This window comes from Stenotrophomonas sp. TWI809 (assembly GCF_039673205.1).
Lineage (GTDB): Bacteria > Pseudomonadota > Gammaproteobacteria > Xanthomonadales > Xanthomonadaceae > Stenotrophomonas.
Genome location: NZ_JBDJLE010000011.1, coordinates 19,358 through 39,094, shown reverse-complemented (window position 1 = coordinate 39,094; position 19,737 = coordinate 19,358). Strand labels below are relative to the sequence as shown.

Sequence of the window (19,737 nt, the reverse complement as noted above, 5' to 3'; positions counted from 1 at the left end):
TCAATGCGCTCCGCAACTGACCGAGAAGCCGGTAACCAGCACGCCGAGCTCACGGCTGTCGGTCGCACCCGGCAGGTCCCTGCTGGGCACCGTGATCGGATCGGCGGTCAGCTTCACCCTGCCCTGGCCAAGAAGCGCGCGCACCGACTCTCCCGGGCTCACCGACAGCTGCTGCATCACCCCATCAGTGCCGCCTACCGTGACCTGTCGTGGGGCCATGCCTGCGGGCAGATACAGGTCAGCGCTGTAATCACACCCACACGGCGGCAACTCCAGTACAGCATCGTCCGTCGACCAACGTACTGCGCCTTCTGCCTGGTTCCAACCAGGACCATAGGCTATCGCCGTCGTGGAACACGCATCCGCCGGGGAGGCGTTGAACACCGCCAGGCTGCGCGTCCGCATTACCTCCGAGCCTTGCCTGGCGTGGATCAGTGGGGACTGCAGCATCGCCGCGGCCGAGTCATCCGGCACCGCCCGCAGCGTGACACGGTTCATCTCGGCGAACAGCAGGGCGCGATAGGGACTGATCATCCATTCGTGTCGATAGGTCTGCGCATGGGTGGCCATGACGCCCAGCACCAGCAACCAGACGGCCAACGCCGCGATCGACACCGGTGCCCGCAGACGAACCTCACGCGCGGCAAGCCAAAGCACCCCGATCAAGCCAAGCACGATATCCATGTAATAGCGCGACGCCATCACCGCCAGCGGACCATCGGCACCACGCGCCAGCGTCACCGAGACGGCGACCAGCGCGCCGTACAGCACAAGGTAGAGAGGAACGCGGGAGCCTGGTGCGCCTCGACGCAACCAGCTTGCCGTGGCCGCAAGGCCCACAAGCAGCATCACCAGCCCGGCCCCGGCGATGAGGAGCAACGGGAAGCGACCGACAAGCACGGCCTCTGGATATCCGACGGTCGAGCCCAGCGCATACAGCGCCAACAGCGGCGCGTCCGCATCGATGTTGAGACCTCCGCCCTTCACCGCACCATCGGTGAGGCTGCCCGCGTTGACATAGACGATCATCGAGACGACGAGCAGCAGGGAGGGAAGAACACCGCGGCGCACGCCGCTCGCTCGCCAGGGCGGCAGGAACGCGAGCGCCTGCATGGCCAGCACAGCGGCGACGAACGCGTAGTTCCAGCCCATGCCCACCAGCAGCACGATCACCGGCCCAGCCAGCGACAACCCGATGATCAAGGCCAGCGGGTGCCGTGAACGACCTCCCAGGAGACCGGCATGGGCACAGATGTAGAGCACGAAGCTGAGGTTCTTCGTCCACAGGGGCAGCCCAAGGTCCAGCGTCAAAAGCTCGAAACCTGCCCAGCTGAAGCACAGGACCGCGAAGGCGATGGAGACCGTCAGCTGCAGCAGGACGTTGGTCCTGCCTTCCTGCCGGGCTGCGTCCCGGCACCACGCGACCACCAGGACCGCTGCCACGAGCCCGATGACGATGCCGGTCAGCCTGTTGGCAAGCAGAACATCCAGATCGAACAGAGTGACATTGGCCAGAAGGAACAGCTGGTTGACGAAACCGCGATGCGATGACCCCTGACCCCAGAAGTCGAGGGTGGACATGTGTCCCGCCTGCCACTGGTCCAGCTGGAACAGCAGTCGCAGCGAGTCCATGTACAACGCGTCAGGGTGGGCGCGCGTGACGAATACCTGATGCACCACGCCGAGCAGCAGAACGGCGCAGAGGCCCAGCGAAACCTGGACCGGCAGGCGCTGCAACTGCAGTGAGACACGTTGGCGAAGAGAAGGCTGCAAGCAATGAACTCCAAAGGTGACGGAACGCAGCAAGGCCACCGGTCCGTAATGGGTGGCCCGCCGTTTCAAACGCCGGCGCGTGCCCACCGGAACGCACACCCGGCAGCACGAACGCCGCAATGGCATGCCCAACCCGTGGCCCATGCGCACCCGCTACACGCGACGATGCTCAGGATGAGAGCGGGCGCGTGCCGATGGCTGCGGAAAGTACACCCCACAACGCATCGTGCGAATAGTACCGCCGGATGAATGCCCTCTCGGCGGAAGACACCTGCGACCAATGAGCGTCGTCGCGCAGCAACGCCAGGATCCGTGCTGCCATCGGCTCCGGCGCATCGGCCACCTGCATGAACGAGGACGCGTCGGCAAGTCCCTGCATTCCGACGGAAGTGGTCACGCACGGCAGGCCATACTGCAGGCTTTCCAGCACCTTCCCCTTCACACCGCCACCGAATCGCAGGGGTGCCACGGCGACCCGCGCGCGTCGGTACCGTTCCTCCAGGGCCGCATCGTTGACGTAGCCGGTGACCTCGATGTCCTCCGACGCCAATGCCAGCACTTCCGGACGTGGATTGGAACCGACCAGACTCAGCCGCACGCCCGGCGCTTCACTGCGAACGAGCGGAAACACCTCGCGGACGAACCAGAGGGCAGCATCGACATTCGGAGCATGCGCGAAACCTGCCACGAAAATGATGTCCTGCCGCTGCTCAGGCCCGAGCATGGCGGCGTCGGGGACGGGTTCGTAGGCATACAGCGGGATGGTCTCCGCGCGGATGTCGACGCCACGCACGTGCGTGTCCAGCCAATGGCGTACATGAGCGGTTTCATCCGCCGAGGGATAGAGGATCACGTCGGCCTGCTTCCACAGCGAATGCTCGAAATCCTGATAGCGCTGGGTTTCCTTCTCGAGCTCATCGTCCGGGTGCAGCGCGAGCTGCTGCTGCATGCGCAGGTGGTGGATGTCATGTCCGTAATAGACCAGCGTGGCACGGCTGTGCCGGCGTACGCTGCCCACCAGGTCGGCCGAGATATGCGGCCGGTTCAGCACCACCGCATCAAGGTAGTTGCCGTGTTCGGTCAGCCATGCGTCGAAGCGACCGACGTACTCCGAGCCGCACAGCACCTCAACGCCGAGCTGTTGCAGCGGCGGGGTATAGATCGGGTCCTGGTACGCATTGGCGGGCCAGAACGACACCTGGCACCCCTGGCGGACGAGGGTCTCGATCACCTGCCAGGTCGCCCGTGATCCCGCATCGCGGTCCGGCTGCGGTACGTAATGGTCCACGACCAGCACGTGTCGGCGGTTGCGGGAGCGGTCGCGCGCCAGGAACACATCCTGGGCGTTCGGGAACTGTTCGTCGCGCAGCGTGTTTTCCCAGCGTGCCAGGAACTTCTCGCGGTTGATCGCCTGGAACGCCTTCACGCCGGTCGTTTCATCGGTGCCGCTGGACAGACCTTCGTAATGGACGACAACCGATGCAGGCTGGAGATAGACCTTCAACCCCTGTTCGCGGATCCGGAAGGCAAGATCGGTATCTTCATAGTAGGCCGGTACATAGCGCTCATCGAAGCCACCCAGCGTCCGGAACAAGGTCGCCGGCAGCATGATCGACGCACCCGAGACGTAGTCGACTTCCTTCAGATAGCAATAAGCCGATCTGCCGGGAACATCCAGACGGCCAAAATTCCAGGCACTGCCGTCGGCCCAGACAATGCCACCGGCCTCCTGCAGCCGCCCGTCCGGATAGACGAGTTTGGAGCCGACCATGCCGGCGTCCGGATGGGTCCGGAAGACCTGCACCAGTGCGTCCAGCCAGCCAGGCGTCACTTCGGTGTCGTTGTTGAGAAGGTAAATGAACTCGCCCTTGGCCAGGGTCAAGGACTGATTGCATGACAGCAGGAAGCCGAGGTTCGTCGGGTTATCGTGGAACCGCAGGCCCGGAATCCGGGCGAGCTTCTTGATGTCCTGATCGCCGGAAGCATCCTCCAGGACCAGCACCTCGAAGGAAACATCCGCACCGGCACGGGCGATCGATGCGATGCAGGCCAGGCTCTGTTCGTAGTTGCCGTAGGTGGGGATGACGATGCTGACCACCGGCGCCTCGACTGACTCGAAGCGGAGGTCCTGCAGCGCCTGGTCGGGATTCTGGAGAATCTGATCCAGCTTGAGCCCCTCCACCGGAACCACGACAGCGTCCCGGCGACGCATCAAGAACCGCTTGATCGTCGGCACCAAGGGCGCGAGCAGGCGATGCCGTGCCAGGCCAGTGGCACGCAGCGAATTCAACACGGCATCGCTGTCACCCCGCACGACACGGGACAGGAACCGCAGCGGCCGTGTGACTTTCCACGATTTCGACTGCAACAACGTGCTGGTGAATGCCTGCAGCGACGACAACTCACCACGATAGCGCTGCACGACGTCGGCCAGTTCCTGTTCGCGCCGACGATCGGCCGCCAGGTCCGCGGCGGGTGATTCACTGGACACTCCCCCCGCCGAGGCCATCAACAGCCCGATATCAAGGTGATGCTTGTGGAGGTCATCCCGTGCGCTGCCCAAGAGATTGGACAGATCGACTTCCAGCTGGATTTTCGCTTCCCACAACGCCGCGATGGCGCCTTCGAGCCGGCGGGCATGATCGCGCTCGACGCTCAGCACATTCTGCGCGTGCGCCAGGTTACGCTCGAGGACTTCGGCATGATGCTGCTTTTGCTGAAGCTCAATCCCCCGTGAGTTCATCAATTGACGCTGATGTTCGAGCTCGCCTGCGAGGCTCTCGACAGTCTGTCGCTGCTGCTCGAATTCTCCTGCGAGCTTCTCCAACGCGTTCTGCTGCTGTGACAGGTGCCCGTGCAACGACCCGACCTCGGCCTGCTCGCGCTGCACGTGACCGCGCAACGACGCGATCTCCGCATCCTGCGCCTTCGCCCACCGGGCCACTTCATGATGATGGTTGTAAAGATCTTCGCCTTCGGCATACAGCACCGAGGCAGGCAGCACCGGGATCAGCCCACGGTCTGCCGCGGCGATGGCCACGAAGTAGACCGCCGCCGGCATGTGCGCCACGCGCTGCTCCACGCGTTCGCCGGTATCGGCCAACGCCTGGAACACCTGCTGTTCCGGCGCGCCATCCAGGGGCGTGATGGTCGAGCAGACCGCCATGCGGTGACCGGACAGTTCCACCGCCGGGAAGTACTTCTCCAGCAGGGCCTGGAACTCATTGAGATAGAGTTCCTTGACGTGATAATCGTTGTGGTAACCGGCCTGGTCGGAGTAGACCTCCTTGTTCGGCGAGGACATGACCAGAATGCCGTCCGGGCGCAGCACGCGCCGGATCTCGGCCATCATTTCATCCTGCTCCAGCAGGTGCTCGATGGTCTCGAAGGACACCACGACATCCACGCTGTCATCGGCAAGCGGAATGGCCGCTGCCGAACCCTGCAGATACTGCAGGTTGCCAAGCGCGGCATACCGTTCGGCGGCATGATTCACTGCATCGTGGGAAATATCCACGCCGCGCACCGAGCGCGCTTTGGAGGCCAGCATGGCGCTGCCATAGCCTTCGCCACTGGCGACATCGAGCACGTCCTTGCCTTCCACCAGCGGCAGGCACCACGCATAGCGATGCAGGTGCTCCTGCCTGATCACGCCGTGCTCAGTGGGCACAAAGCGCTCGCCGGTAAACTCGATCATCGCGACTCCTTGGAAACTTCAATGGACAGCATCGGCAACCCGATCAGGCCGAACCGCATGGTTTCATCCAGCGCGCGGAACTCCAGCGCGTCGTGGATCCAATGCTGCTGTGTATGGTCGTGCTGGTCGCCGGAGGCCACGGCAACATCGACCATGTAGGAACCGGACGGCATGATCGGCATCCGGAAGACGAATGCCCCTACCACGGTCTCGCCTGCCTCGCCGGACACGGGCGCGTCCTTGCAGGCGAAGTAACTGTTGTCACCGAACAGGCGCTGGCCCAGTCGGTCCTTCACGTAGAAGCCGACGATCAGGTTGTCCAGGGTTTCGCGCAGGGCGACCCGCACCTCCAGGCGCACCAGCTCGCCTCCTTCCAGGATCGACAGCGGCGTGCCTTCGGCATCTGTCATGCGCACATCGACAATGCGCGCACCGTCCGCGCCGAACTCCTGCCCGACATTGTCCGGATCGAACTCGAACAACGCGATGCGATTCTGCACGCCCGCTTCATTGAAGGCGTCCTGGCGGAAATCGGCATGATCGGTCGACAACCGGCGGGGCTTCTTCTTCGCCGCCACGACGATGTCTTCGGACCCTGCCTCGCGCCGGCCGACGACGTGCTGTTCGGTCATGTAGGCCTCGACCACCTCCTGCGAGGTCCCGGCCAGGCGCATCTTGCCGTTCTCCAGCCATACCGCGTTCTCGCAGAGGTTGGTGACGGCCGCGGCATCGTGGCTCACGAACAGCAGGGTGCCGTGTTTCTGGAACTCGCGCAGGAAGCGCATGCACTTCTGCGAGAAGAACGCATCACCGACCGCAAGCGCCTCATCGATGATCAGGATGTCCGCATCCACGTGGGCGATCACCGCGAACGCCAGGCGCACGGACATGCCACTGGAGTAACTGCGCACCGGCTGATCGATGAACTCGCCGATGTCGGCGAACGCCAGGATGCTCTGCATCCGCTGCTCGATCTGATCGCGTCGCAGCCCAAGGATGGTCGCGTTGAGCAGCACGTTCTCACGCCCGGTGAATTCCGGGTTGAAGCCGCTGCCCAGTTCCAGCAGGGCGGCGACCCGTCCCTTCACCGAAATATGGCCTTCGGTGGGGTTCAAGGTGCCGGCGATCATCTGCAGCAGGGTCGACTTGCCCGACCCGTTGCGGCCAACGATACCCACGGTCTGGCCGCGGCGGATCGAGAAGCTGACGCCGCGCAGCGCCCAGAAGTCCTTGTAGAACGACTTGCGCTTGCCGGCCAGCGCCTGCCACAGGCGATGCGAGGGCCGCTCGTACATGTGGTACGCCTTGCCGACGCCCTGGACCTCGATGACGGTTTCTGCCGCAGTGACTTCAGAGGACATCGGCAAACCCCACGCGCAGCTTGGTGAAAATGCGATGTCCGATGAATGCGACCACGCACGCGATCACCGTGTAGATCGCCAGTCCTGTCCAATCCGGCAGGCGGCCCCAGATCACCACTTCACGCACCTGGTTGATGATGAAGGTCAGTGGATTCAGTTCAAACACGATGCGATAACTCTCCGGCACCGATTCCACCGGAATGATCGCCGAGGAAAGGAACAACATGGCGGTTGCGACGACGCCGGCAATCTGCCCGATGTCGCGCAGGTACACGCCCAGCGCTGATACCGCCCAGCCGACGCCAACGGTCAGGATCACCAAGGGCGCCAGCACCAGCGGCAACAGCAGCGCAGTGGCGTGGATATTGCCTTTCAGGCACAGATACAGAATCAGCAATACCACCATGTTCATGGCGAGGTGGAACAGCGCGGAGAACGTCATGCTCCACACCAGGATATCCAGCGGGAACACCACGCGTTTCACATAACCGGTATTGCCGACGATCAACTGCGGCGCGCGGATGAAGCACTCGGCAAAAAACCCATGGACGGTCAAGCCGGCAAACAGGATCAGCGCGAAATCAGTCGTCGAACCACTCGAGCCTGGCCAGCGCCCCTTCATCACGAAGCCGAACGCCAGCGTGTAGACCAGCAACATCAGGAACGGACTGATCAACGACCACAACAGGCCGAAGCTCGCGCCACGATACCGGCCCAGCACTTCACGCTGGGTCAGTTCGTAGGCAAGCGAGCGGTTTTTTCCGAATACCGACAGGATGCCCATCTCAAGCGGCCTCGGTACCCAGCGCCCGCTCCAGATCCACCTGTAGATCCCCCAACTCCTCCACCCCCACGCTCAGCCGCACCAGCGCATCGCTGATGCCCAGCTTCTCGCGGCGCTCGACCGGGATCGAGGCATGCGTCATCACCGCAGGATGGTTGACCAGGCTTTCCACGCCCCCCAGCGACTCGGCCAGGGTGAACAGTTCGGTCTTCTCGCAGAAACGCTTGGCCGCCTCGAAACCGCCCTTGAGCACGATCGAAACAATGCCGCCGTAGCCATTCATCTGGCGGGTCGCCAGTTCATGCTGCGGGTGCGAGGTCAGGCCGGGGTAGATGACCTTCTCCACGGCCGGGTGCTTTTCCAGCCACTGGGCCAGGGCCAGCGCGTTGGCGCAGTGTGCCTTCATGCGCAGCGGCAGGGTCTTCAGGCCGCGCAGGGCCAGGAAGCTGTCGAACGGCCCCTGCACGGCGCCGATGGAGTTCTGCAGGAAGGCCATCTGCTCGGCCAGTTCGGCGTTGTCACCGACCACCACCATGCCGCCGACCATGTCCGAGTGCCCGTTGAGGTACTTGGTGGCCGAGTGCAGGACCAGGTCCGCGCCCTGCTCCAGCGGGCGCTGCAGCATCGGCGAGGCGAAGGTGTTGTCGACCACCACCAGCAGGTTGTGGCGCTTGGCGATCGCAGCGACTGCGGCGATGTCCACGATCTTCAGCATCGGGTTGGTCGGGGTCTCGATCCAGACCATCTTCGTCTGCGGGGTGATCGAGGCCTCGAACGCGGCCAGGTCGGTCAGGTCGACGAAGCTGAACTGCAGGCCGGCGGTGCGCTTACGCACGCGCTCGAACAGGCGGAAGGTGCCGCCATAGATATCGTCCATCGCCACCACGTGGCTGCCGGCATCCAGCAGCTCCATCACCGTGGAGCTGGCGGCCATGCCCGAGGCGAACGCGTAACCGCGGCTACCGCCTTCCAGGGAGGCCACGCAACGTTCGTAGGCGAAGCGGGTGGGATTGTGGGTACGCGAGTACTCGAAGCCCTGGTGCTCGCCGGGGCTGGACTGGGCGTAGGTGGAGGTCGCATAGATCGGCGGCATCACCGCGCCGGTGCTCGGATCCGGCGATTGGCCGCCGTGGATGGCCAGGGTAGCCAGGGCGAGCGAGCGGTCGCCGTGCCCGGAAGAAGCGTGATCGGACATGTTGTTTCCCAGCAAGAGGAGCCCCCATGGGGGGCCCCGCAAAAGGAGCGGAAGTCTATCAGCGGTGGCTTAATCGGCCGTTGACGCGGATAAACATGGGTTCATTGCGACACAGACGCTTACTGTACGCGCCGGCGCAGGTAGTTCAGCAGGTCGATGCGGGTGATCAGGCCGAGGAAGTTGGCGCCATCCATGACGATGGCGACCTGGCCACGGTCGAACACCGGCAGCAGGGCCTCGATCGGGGATTTCACGTCCAGGCGGTCCAGCTTGCTGACCATCGCGGTGGCGACCGGGTCGCGGAAGCGGGCTTCGTCGCCGTACACATGCAGCAGGACGTCGCTTTCATCCACGATGCCGACCAGCTGGTCGCCGTCCATCACCGGCAGCTGCGACACGTCGTACAGCTTCATGCGCTGGTAGGCGGTGGTGAGCAGGTCGTTCGGGCCGATCACGACAGTATCGCGCTGGCCGTACGGGCGCAGGATCAGGTCGCGCAGGTCGCCGCTCTGCGGGCGCTCCAGGAAGCCGTTGTCCAGCATCCAGTAGTCGTTGTACATCTTGGACAGGTACTTGTTGCCGGTGTCGCAGACCAGCACCAGCACCTTCTTCGGGGTGGTCTGCTCTTTGCAGTACTTCAGCGCCGCGGCCAGCAGGGTACCGGTGGACGAGCCGCCGAGGATGCCTTCCTTGCCCAGCAGCTCGCGCGCGGTATGGAAGCTCTCGGCATCGCTGATCGCGTAGGCCTTGGTGACGCGGCTGAAATCGGCGATAGAGGGCAGGAAGTCCTCGCCGATGCCTTCCACCAGCCAGCTGCCCGACTTGTCGTTGAGCACGCCGTCATTGATGTACTCGGCGAGGATCGAGCCGACCGGGTCGGCCAGGACCAGTTCGGTCTTCGGCGAGAGGGTGGAGAAGGCGCGCGACAGGCCGGTCATGGTGCCGGAGCTGCCACAGCCGAACACGATCGCGTCCAGGTCGCCGTCCATCTGCGCCAGGATTTCCGGGCCGGTGCCGAACTCATGCGCGGCCGGGTTGTCCGGATTGCCGAACTGGTTGATGAAGTACGCGCCGGGGGTTTCCTCGGCCACGCGCTTGGCCATGTCCTGGTAGTACTCGGGGTGCCCCTTGGCCACATCCGAACGGGTCAGGCGCACTTCGGCGCCCATCGCCTTGAGGTTGAAGATCTTCTCGCGGCTCATCTTGTCCGGCACGACCAGGATCAGCTTGTAGCCCTTCTGCTGGGCGACCAGCGCCAGGCCCAGGCCGGTGTTGCCGGCGGTGCCCTCGACCAGGGTCGCGCCCGGCTTGAGGTCGCCACGCTGCTCGGCGGCTTCGATCATCGACAGGCCGATGCGGTCCTTGATCGATCCTCCGGGATTGGCACTCTCGAGCTTCAGGTAAAGCTCGCAGACACCGGTATCCAGGCGCTGGGCCTTGACGATCGGGGTCTGGCCAATGAGTTCGAGTACGGAGGAGTGGATTGCCATCGGATCACATCGATTCGCGCCGCAATGCGGCCGGACCGGTGATTATCCGACGGTTGGCGGCGAAAGTCAGGTTGCCGCGTTCATCAAGCGGCGCGGACGGCACCGGTCGACGAGGAGACCGGAACCGCCCGCGACGTAGGGCAGCAAGGGGGGTCAGTGCACGGGGGAGGCGTACATCCGTTCCAGTTTCTGCTTGGCCAGCAGCTTTTCACGCTTCATCTGTCCCAGGGTGAGGCTGTCTATCGGAAGCACACCCAGCTCGGCATCCATGCACTTCTTGTTCAACTTCTGGTGCCGTTCGTAGAGCGCCTTGAACTCAGGATCCTGCTTGCGCCGTGCGTCGATATCGCTCTGGGGCTGACCTTCAAACATGATGAACCTCCTATCGCTTCTGCAGAAACAAGAACGCCCCGGCCTGACGGCACGGGGCGCTGCTTGGGGCGGAGTGCCGGACAACCCTGACCTGCGAACCCGCAGCGGCGGCCAGTAGGGACTGGACCTCGGACTGCTGTGATTCGTGGCGCTGGTGCATTGCCGGCCCTCCTATCGTCCGGGCCGCGGAAGGCGACCCGGACAACTGACCCTACGCTTGCTTCGGGGCCGGTTCAACCCTTTCAAACGATATCGTCGACCCCGCCTAAGCGGGGTTCAGGCTGAACGCGCAGAACAACGAAAATTAAACAAAAACAACCAGTTGCGTCATGACCCCTGCGCATGACGCAGCACCGGTCCGGCATCAGGGCGCGATGATGACCTCGGCCGAGCGGGCCTTGGTCGCGGCGGCCTTCTTGCCGCTGACCTGCAACCGGCTGGCACTGACACCAGCCGCCACGAGCGCATCGCGCAGGGCCTCGGCGCGCTGCTGGCCGACACCGGCCGCGGCGTCGTACGCCTCGATCCGGACCCGGCCCTTCTTGCCGATGTTCAGGTACTCGGCCAAGGCCTTGGCCTGGCCCTTGGCACCGCCGGACAAGCTGCCCTTGCCGGCCGCGAAAGCATCGCCGTTGAAGGTGAACACTTCGCCGCGGCTGTCGAACTTGGAGCCCGGCAGCTTGCTGCCCGCCACCAGCTCGGCTTCCTCACGGGCCAGCTTGGCCGCGTTCTGCTGGGCGGCGCTCAGTCGCGCGGTCTGCTTGCCAGCCACGCTGGTCAGCGCGGTTTCGGCATCCTGGCGGGCCAGCGCTTCCTGCTCGGCCGCCTGGCGCAGGCGCTCGCTTTCCTCGGCCTGGATCTGGGCCTGCACGCGCAGGCGCTCGGCTTCCTGGCGGGCACGCTGGGCATCGCGGCGGCTGGCTTCGATCAGCAGCTCGCTGCGGGTGCGTTCAAGCTGATCCACCTCACGCTGGGCCAGCGCGGCACGGACACTGGTCTCGGCGATCTCGACCCGGCGCTCGGCCAGGTAACGGGCCTGGTCCTGGTCGCGGCGCTTGGCCTTGGCCAGATCGGCCACGGCCTGCTGGGCCTGCAAGCGCTCGAAGGCGGCCAGCTGGGCCGCATCCGGGTTGGACTGGATCGCCATCAGACGCTGGGTCAGCTGGGCCACGGCCGGGTCATCGGCGGCCTGGACCATCAGCGGCAGGCTGAGGCTGGCGGCCAGCAGCAGGCAGGGCATGCGCATCTTGGTGGACATCATCAGCGGTCTTCCCCGGTGGCCAACTGGCGCTGCAGCTGGCTGACTTCATTGCGGCGCAGCTGCAGCTGCGCGGTGGCGGTGGCTTCTTCGCTGCGGGCGCGGGCCAGGTCGGCATCGACCGTGGCGCGAACGGCCAGTATCGGCGCGTTCTTGCGCTCGCGGCGGTCGCCAGCGGCACGCTGGGCCTGCTCCAGGCCCTGGCGGGCCACGGCGATCAGGTCCGGGGCGTACTGGTCGGCATCGGCCTGGGTGGCCTTGTCGACCGCCTGCTGGGCCTGCATCAGCTCCAGGGCGCCATCCTGCGCTTGTGCGGCACCAGAGAGCGCGAATGCGCACACCGTCACATACAGGGCCCGTCGTATTTGTGCGAAGCTAGGTTTCATTGGGGGTGCCGTCGCCAGAAGTTGTGTGCACGGCCATTGTCGGAAGCCTGCGGTGCGCTTGCAATGGCAAGCCGCTGATTGTTGGGGAAACATTTCGCATGGATATCGGCTATTTCCTGAAGCTGATGACCGAAAAGAACGCGTCGGACATGTTCTTGACGACCGGAGCACCGGTATACATCAAGATCGAGGGGAAACTCTATCCGCTGGGCAATACCGGGTTGCCGCCCGGGATGGTCAAGAAGATTGCCTACTCGTTGATGGATGAAGGCCAGGCCCCGCAGTTCGAGCGCGAGCTCGAGCTCAACATGGCCATTGCCCTGCCCGATGCCGGGCGCTTCCGCGTCAACGTGTTCAAGCAGCGCGGTGAGGTCGGCATGGTGATCCGTGCGATCCGCAGCAAGATCCCCAGCATCGAAGAGCTCAACCTGCCGCAGGTGCTCAAGGACGTCATCATGACGCCACGCGGGCTGGTGCTGGTGGTCGGCTCGACCGGCTCGGGCAAGTCCACCTCGCTGGCCTCGATGATCGACCACCGCAACAGCACCACGACCGGGCACATCCTCACCATCGAGGACCCGATCGAGTACCTGCACAAGCACAAGATGTCGATCGTGAACCAGCGCGAGGTCGGGCTGGACACGCACACCTTCCACGACGCGTTGAAGAACGCGATGCGCGAAGCGCCCGATGTCATCCTGATCGGCGAAATCCTGGATGCGGAAACGATGGAAGCGGCCATCGCCTTCGCCGAAACCGGGCACCTGTGCCTGGCCACCCTGCACTCCAACAACGCCGACCAGACCATCGAGCGCATCCTCAACTTCTTCCCTGAGAGCGCACATCGCAACGTGCTGATGAACCTCTCGCTGAACCTGCGCGCGGTGGTCTCCCAGCGCCTGGTCAAGGGCAAGGACGGACGCCGCCTGCCGGCCACCGAAGTGCTGATCAACACGCCGATGATCCGCGACCTGCTGCGCCGCGGCCAGGTGCACGAGATCAAGGCGGCGATGGAAGCCTCGCTGGAAGAAGGCATGGAGAGCTTCGACCAGTGCCTGTTCCGGATGGCCAAGAACGGCATCATCGAGCAGGAGGAAGCGCTGCGCGCGGCCGATTCGCGCGATGGCCTGGCGTTGAAGTTCCGGCTGTCCGAAGGCGGCAGCGGCGAGCACGATCCGTACGCGGATTTCTCGGCCAACAGCGCACCGGCGTCGATCACCCACGGGTTCTGACAGCTAAGCCCCCACCGTTGGGCGGGGGCAATGGGCCAGGCGCATCGACCAACGGTCGATGCCTACCCGTCACCCTGCGTCGATCTGATGCTCGGGCCGGGCCGCGTCGAAGGCCGGCAGCGCCAGGCACGCCGCCTCGATCCGCTGCAGGGTCGGGTACGGCGCCAGCGCCAGGCCGAACCGGTGCGCGTTGTACAGCTGCGGCACCAGGCAGGCATCGGCCAGCCCGGGCTGGTCGCCATAGCAGAACGTACCCGTCGCCAGATGATCGGCCAGCAGCGTTTCCATCGCCGCCAAGCCCTCCGCCATCCAGTGCAGCGTCCACGCCGTGCGCGCCTCGGCGCTTGCCTGCAGCGTGCGCTCCAGATACTGCATCACCCGCAGGTTGTTGAGCGGGTGGAGGTCGCAGGCCACCAGTTGGGCCAGCGCACGCACGCGCGCCCTGCCCTCGGCGTCGCTGGGCAGCAACGGCGTGGCCGGGAACACCTCGTCGAGGTACTCCAGGATCGCCATCGACTGCTGCAGGACCCGATCGCCATGGCGCAGGGTCGGCACCAGTTCCTGCGGGTTGAGCGCGGCATAGGCCGCGCTGTGCTGCTCACCGCCCTCGCGGACCAGGTGCACCGGGGTGATCCGGTGCGGAAGGCCCTTGAGGTTCAGCCCGATACGCACGCGGTAGGCCGCGCTGGACCGCCAGTAACTGAAGAGTTCGATCGGTTCCATAACAGTCTCCGCCGCGGCGCTCAGGGCTTGGCCGCCTGCTCGATGCGCTGCTCGATCGCACCGAAGATGCTGTCGCCGGCCGCATCGAACATCTCGATCCGCACCACGTCGCCGAAGGACATGAAGGGCGTGCTCGGCTTGCCGTCGCGCAGGGTTTCCACGGTGCGCTGTTCGGCGAAGCAGGAGGCGCCCTTGCTGGTGTCTTCGTTGGCGATGGTGCCCGAGCCGACGATCGCACCGGCGCCCAGCGGGCGGGTCTTGGCCGCGTGCGCGACCAGCTGGGCGAAGTTGAACTGCATGTCCACACCCGCTTCCGGCGCGCCAAACCAGGTGCCATTGATGTGGGTGACCAGCGGCAGGTGGACCTTGCTGTCCTGCCACGCCTCGCCGAGTTCATCGGGGGTGACGAACACCGGCGACAACGCCGAGCGCGGCTTGGACTGCAGGAAGCCGAAGCCCTTGGCCAGCTCGCCCGGGATCAGGTTGCGCAGCGAGACATCGTTGACCAGGCCGATCAGCTGGATATGGCCGGCGGCCTGCTCGGGCGTCACCGCCATCGGCACGTCGTCGGTGATCACCACCAGCTCGGCTTCCAGGTCGATCCCGTATTCCTCGCTGACCACCTTGACCGCATCGCGCGGGCCATAAAAGCCGGCACTGGTGGCCTGGTACATCAGTGGATCGGTGTAGAAGCTTTCCGGCACCTCGGCGCCACGGGCGCGGCGCACGCGGGCCACGTGCGGCAGGTAGGCGCTGCCGTCGACGAACTCGTAGGAACGCGGCAGCGGGGCGGCCAGCGCCTGCAGGTCGATATCGAACACGCCGTCGGCGTCGCCGTCGTTCAGCGATTCGTACAGGGCGTTCAGTCGCGGCGCCAGGTGGCTCCAGTCTTCCAGGGCCTGCTGCAGGGTCGCGGCGATGCCGGTGGCGCGCACGCCCTGGCGCAGATCGCGCGAGACCACGATCAGGGTGCCGTCGCGGCCGCCTTCCTTCAAAGAACCAAGCTTCATGGGTGGGTATCCGGGATCGCGAAAATACGTTTCAAGTGTAATCAAATGGTTGACGGGCCTACCAGCTGCACCGCCGCATCGCCTTACCGTAATGCATTGCCTACGCGCAGGAGCAGCCACGCATGGCGTGGCTCTACCGTTCCGCCCCCCTCCTCCCAAGCTGAACAGGGGGGTTTGGTATGGGTCTCAAACATCCGTTAGACTATCCGGGTCTGCAGCGGCCGTCCGTTTCCCTTCGGGATCGCCGGCGATATGGATCAAACGATCCGTCGCCCGCCCCCACTCCGACGCCATTCGTCATGCATTCCAGTCTGCGCACCGCGTCGACTGCACCCAATTCTCGCAGCGCGGTTTACGGGAACGCTCCGAGTCAGCCGATCACATTGATCTGCCTCGCGTCCGGCCATTCGGCCTGGCGTTACTTTGTCTTTGGAGCTTCCACCCGATGTCTTTTGAATCCTTGGGCCTTGCCCCGTTCCTGCTGCGCGCGTTGGCCGAGCAGGGCTACGAAACCCCCACCCCGATCCAGGAGCAGGCCATCCCGCTCGCCCTGGAAGGCCGCGACCTGCTGGCCGGCGCACAGACCGGTACCGGCAAGACCGCCGCGTTCGGCCTGCCGCTGCTGCAGCACCTGGGCACCAACCCGCAGGCCGTCGATGGCCCGCGCCGTCCGCGCGCGCTGGTGTTGACCCCGACCCGCGAGCTGGCCACCCAGGTGCATGACAGCCTGCGCGGCTACAGCAAGTACCTGCGCATCCCGAGCGCCTGCATCTACGGCGGCGTCGGCATGGGCAACCAGTTCGACGTGCTGCGCCGTGGCGTGGACCTGCTGGTCGCCTGCCCGGGCCGCCTGATCGATCACATCGAGCGCCGCAGCGTCGACCTTTCCGGCATCGAAATCCTGGTGCTGGACGAAGCCGACCGCATGCTCGACATGGGCTTCCTGCCGTCGATCAAGAAGATCCTCGCCAAGCTGCCGCGCCAGAACCGCCAGACCCTGCTGTTCTCGGCGACCTTCGAAGAGAGCATCAAGCAGCTGGCGCTGGAGTTCATGCGCAACCCGGAGCAGATCCAGGTCACGCCGAAGAACACCGTTGCCGAGAACATCAGCCACCGCGTGCACCCGGTCGATGGCCCGCGCAAGCGCGAGCTGCTGCTGCACCTGCTGGCCCAGGACAGCCGTGAGCAGACCCTGGTGTTCGGCCGAACCAAGCACGGCTGCGACAAGCTGGCCATGTTCCTGGACAAGTCCGGCATCAAGACCGCGGCGATCCACGGCAACAAGAGCCAGGGCCAGCGCCTGCGTGCGCTGGGTGATTTCAAGGCCGGCCGCGTGACCGTGCTGGTGGCCACCGATATCGCCGCGCGCGGCATCGACATCAACGAGCTGCCGAAGGTCATCAACTATGACCTGCCGATGGTGGCCGAGGATTACGTGCACCGCATCGGCCGTACCGGTCGTAACGGCTCGACCGGCCAGGCGATCTCGCTGGTGGCGCAGGACGAAGCCAAGCTGCTGCGCCAGATCGTGCGCCTGCTCGACAAGGACATGGACATCCGCGACGTGCCGGGCTTCGAGCCGCAGACCCCGATCCGCTGGGGCAACAGCGCGCCGGGCAAGGCCGAACTGCCGGGTGGCGATCGCTCGCCGCGCAAGCATGCACGTCGCCCGCACGCCGAGGCCCCGCGCCACGCCCATGCCGGCCCGAAGAAGGCCGGTGGCGGTCAGCGTGATGGCGCCGGCCGCGGTGCACCGCGCGGTGGCCAGCCGCAGGGCCAGCGCCGTGGCGGTGGCAATGCCGGCGGTGGCCGCAGCCAGGGTGGCGGTGGCGGTCGCGCCAGCTGATTCCTTCGGGCATCGCTGAAACGTAGAAAGGGCGACGCATCTGCGTCGCCCTTTTTTTGTTTGTCTGGCGCCGGCCAGCGGCCGGCACTACCGGCCCGGCCGTTGGCGCCTGTACGGCTGTGGCTCGGCGCCCCGACTCAGAAGCTGTAGGCCACCGTGATCCGTGCATTGCGGCCCGGCTCGCTGTAGCGGCCGATGCCCTCATCGTTGACGTAGCCGTACAGCGTGTTGCTGCCCTTGTTGATGTTGCGCACGCGCTGCCAGAGGTAGTACGTCTCGTTGGTCAGGTTGTAGAGGCCAGCGCTGAGCTTCCACTGCGGGGTGACGTTCCAGGTGCCGTACAGATCCAGCACGGTGTAGCCATCGGCCTTGTCGACGAAGGCCGGCGTGGTGACCTTGCCGGTGGCGTCGGTGGTGTAGGCGTCCTTGGTCTTCTTGGCCACGGCATGGGTCACGCTGGCGGTGAGGTTCCACACCGGCGAGGGGGCATAGCGCACGCCGAGCACGGCGCTGGCCGGCACGATGCTCTCCAGCGGATCGCCATTGCGCTTCTCGCCTTTGCTGTAGGACGCGGCCAGTCGCGAGGACCACGCATCACTGATCTGCAAGCGGCCCTCGAGCTCCACGCCCTTGACCGTCACTTCGCCCGCGTTGGTCGGCATCGTGTAGTTGCGCGAGTACAGCACCGGACCGGTCGCCGTCGTGCGGAAACCACCTGGTACCGACTGGACCAGGTTGGTGTACTCGATGAAGTTCTCGTAGCGGTCGCGGAACACCGACAGGCCCAGCTGCGCGCGGTCCGTGCTCCAGCGGTAGCCGAACTCGAGGTTCAGGCTCTTTTCCGCCTCCAGGTCCGGATTGGACACGGTGTCGTTGAGCAGCAGCGGCTGGCCGTTCTGCGCGTTGATCACCTGGGTGGCGCTGGTCGGCGAGTACATGTCCGCCACAGTGGGCGCACGGAAGCCACGACCCACCTGGGCCCACAGCGCGTGATCGGGCAGGAAGCGGTATTCCGCGCCCAGCTGCCAGCTCGGCGAGGCGAAGCTCACATCACGCACGGTGCCGGTGCGGTCCACGAAGGTGGCATCCACCTGCGGCGCGTAATCGTAACGGTCGTAGCGCGCTCCCGCGCTGAGGGTCAGGCGTTCGTCGAGCAGCTGCACGCTGTCGCGCAGGTACAGGTTCCAGGCGGTGACGTCGGTCTTGGGCACCTGGCGCGGATCGATCTCCACCGAGGCCACGGCACCAGCGGCATTCCAGCGCGTGTCGACGGCAGTGAAATCAATGTCGCGCTGCTGCCAGGCCAGGCCGTAGACCACGTCGTGGCGTGCGCCTGCGGTGGCAAACACCTTGCTGAAGTCGGCCGCGGCACGGTCCAGGGTCTGCTTGGTGGAGCGGTTCTCGCTGCGCAGGCACGGCGTGGCGCCGCCCGGGCAGCCGCTGCCGGCCACAATGGTGGTGATGCCACGGCTGTCGGTGACCTGCCGGTCCACCTGCGCATCCAGGGTATCGAACAGCGCGTTGTCGGCCCGCCACTGGTAGTTCACCCCGTAGCGGTCACGGTCGTTGGTGTCATGGCCTTTGCGCGACAGGTAGCCCGGTGCATAGACACGCGACAGGTTGTCCACGTCGTTGGTGGCGCGGCCACGCTCGTACAGAAAGCCCAGCGTATTGGCCTCGTCGAGCTGCAGGTCGAGCTTGCCGAGCAGGTTGTCGCGGGTGCTGTCGACCGGATCGGGGGTACGGCGACCGACCCCGATGCGATCGTTGGTGGTGTCGTACCACGACTCGGATTCATGGCCTTCGCGACGGGTGTAGACCAGCATCGACTCAACGATGCCGGTGCGGTTGGCGACGGTCAGCGTGCCCATGGTTTCGTCATTGGCGCCAGAGTACCCCGCCTTGAATCCAAGGTGGGTATCGTTGCCGCTCGCCTTGAGATAGTCGGCCGGGTCCTTGGTGGTGAACACCACCGCGCCGCCCAGTGCGCCGCTGCCGGCGCTGATCGAATCGGCGCCCTTGATCACGGCCAGGCTCTTGAGCGTATCGATGTCCACATCGCCGCGGCCACCGCGGAAGAACTCATAGGAACGTGCGGTTTCCACCGATTCGCCCAGGCTCAGGCCATCGACGGTGATCGCCACGCGGTCGCTTTCCAGACCACGGATGTTGAAGCCGTTATCGCCGAAACGGCCCATGTCCACGATGCTGACACCGGGGATGTAGCGGATCGCCTCTTCCATCGTATTGGCCATCTCGCTGTCGAGATCGGCCGAAGTGAGCACGGTGACGTTCTGGTTGGCCGAGCGCGTTTTCTTGGCGCGCTCAGCCTGCACACGCACGGTATCGAGCGTGCTGGCATCGTTGACGGTTTCAGCGTGCACGGTGACGGACAGGCCGGCGGCAACCGCCATGGCCAGCAGGGTGAGGGACGACTTCATGATCAAGCTCCGCAGGAGAGGTAGGGAATGGCGTGAACGCCGCGGTTGGCGGCGGGCCGTTCCTGGCTGCGGCGATCAGTGGATCGAGCGGGGCTGGGAGGCACAAGGACGCGCGGGGAATCGCGCGCCGGAATCATCGTTGGCTGATACGTGGGACGTGCACGGCACG

At 65.2% G+C, this 19,737-nt stretch carries 14 protein-coding genes; 2 read left to right on the top strand and 12 right to left on the bottom strand.

From position 1 onward, the window contains the following. The 9 genes from ABE472_RS10355 to ABE472_RS10315 form a co-directional block, all read right to left on the bottom strand. Positions 1-1,806, bottom strand: a complete 1,806-nt coding sequence (locus tag ABE472_RS10355; protein WP_346466139.1) for a hypothetical protein — start codon at positions 1,804-1,806, stop codon at positions 1-3. Between the two features lie 136 nt (positions 1,807-1,942). Continuing rightward, entirely contained in the window at positions 1,943-5,470 is a 3,528-nt protein-coding gene (locus ABE472_RS10350; RefSeq protein ID WP_346466138.1) for a glycosyltransferase, read from the bottom strand. Further along, the gene (locus ABE472_RS10345) at positions 5,467-6,831 is read right to left on the bottom strand and encodes an ABC transporter ATP-binding protein (RefSeq protein ID WP_346466137.1); all 1,365 of its coding nucleotides are present in this window, start codon (positions 6,829-6,831) and stop codon (positions 5,467-5,469) included. Before ABE472_RS10345 ends, ABE472_RS10350 begins: the two co-directional genes overlap by 4 nt. Next, positions 6,821-7,615 (bottom strand): ABC transporter permease, encoded by a 795-nt coding sequence (locus ABE472_RS10340; RefSeq protein ID WP_319206731.1) that lies wholly within the window; start codon positions 7,613-7,615, stop codon positions 6,821-6,823. The genes ABE472_RS10345 and ABE472_RS10340 overlap by 11 nt, the downstream gene beginning before the upstream one ends. Position 7,616: 1 nt before the next feature. Beyond that, entirely contained in the window at positions 7,617-8,810 is a 1,194-nt protein-coding gene (locus ABE472_RS10335; protein ID WP_346462907.1) for a cystathionine gamma-synthase, read from the bottom strand. 119 nt (positions 8,811-8,929) lie between these two features. Beyond that, on the bottom strand, positions 8,930-10,300 hold the full coding sequence (locus ABE472_RS10330; protein ID WP_102788976.1) for a pyridoxal-phosphate dependent enzyme: 1,371 nt from the start codon (positions 10,298-10,300) through the stop codon (positions 8,930-8,932). Positions 10,301-10,453: 153 nt separating this feature from the next. Further along, positions 10,454-10,672 carry a YdcH family protein gene (locus tag ABE472_RS10325; RefSeq protein ID WP_019182593.1) on the bottom strand — a complete coding sequence of 73 codons (219 nt, stop codon included), beginning with the start codon at positions 10,670-10,672 and terminating at the stop codon, positions 10,454-10,456. Positions 10,673-11,036: 364 nt separating this feature from the next. Then, complete coding sequence (locus tag ABE472_RS10320) at positions 11,037-11,918, bottom strand: hypothetical protein (RefSeq protein ID WP_167390370.1); 882 nt, start codon at positions 11,916-11,918, stop codon at positions 11,037-11,039. Positions 11,919-11,932: 14 nt separating this feature from the next. Further along, on the bottom strand, positions 11,933-12,316 hold the full coding sequence (locus ABE472_RS10315; RefSeq protein WP_167390367.1) for a DUF4398 domain-containing protein: 384 nt from the start codon (positions 12,314-12,316) through the stop codon (positions 11,933-11,935). 98 nt (positions 12,317-12,414) lie between these two features. Between ABE472_RS10315 and ABE472_RS10310 the strand changes: the two genes are divergently transcribed. After that, on the top strand, positions 12,415-13,548 hold the full coding sequence (locus tag ABE472_RS10310) for a PilT/PilU family type 4a pilus ATPase (protein WP_313212083.1): 1,134 nt from the start codon (positions 12,415-12,417) through the stop codon (positions 13,546-13,548). A 69-nt stretch (positions 13,549-13,617) separates the two neighbouring features. On the opposite strand, the gene maiA is transcribed toward ABE472_RS10310, so the two are convergent. Continuing rightward, the gene (maiA, locus tag ABE472_RS10305; protein ID WP_346466136.1) at positions 13,618-14,271 is read right to left on the bottom strand and encodes a maleylacetoacetate isomerase; all 654 of its coding nucleotides are present in this window, start codon (positions 14,269-14,271) and stop codon (positions 13,618-13,620) included. 20 nt (positions 14,272-14,291) lie between these two features. Beyond that, positions 14,292-15,281, bottom strand: coding sequence for a fumarylacetoacetate hydrolase family protein (locus tag ABE472_RS10300; RefSeq protein WP_313212085.1), 990 nt, complete (start codon positions 15,279-15,281; stop codon positions 14,292-14,294). Positions 15,282-15,726: 445 nt separating this feature from the next. Between ABE472_RS10300 and ABE472_RS10295 the strand changes: the two genes are divergently transcribed. Then, entirely contained in the window at positions 15,727-17,127 is a 1,401-nt protein-coding gene (locus tag ABE472_RS10295; protein WP_121042519.1) for a DEAD/DEAH box helicase, read from the top strand. A 137-nt stretch (positions 17,128-17,264) separates the two neighbouring features. Here the strand turns inward: ABE472_RS10295 and ABE472_RS10290 are convergent, their stop codons facing one another. Then, entirely contained in the window at positions 17,265-19,568 is a 2,304-nt protein-coding gene (locus ABE472_RS10290) for a TonB-dependent hemoglobin/transferrin/lactoferrin family receptor (protein WP_346466135.1), read from the bottom strand. Between the last annotated feature and the right edge of the window lie 169 nt (positions 19,569-19,737).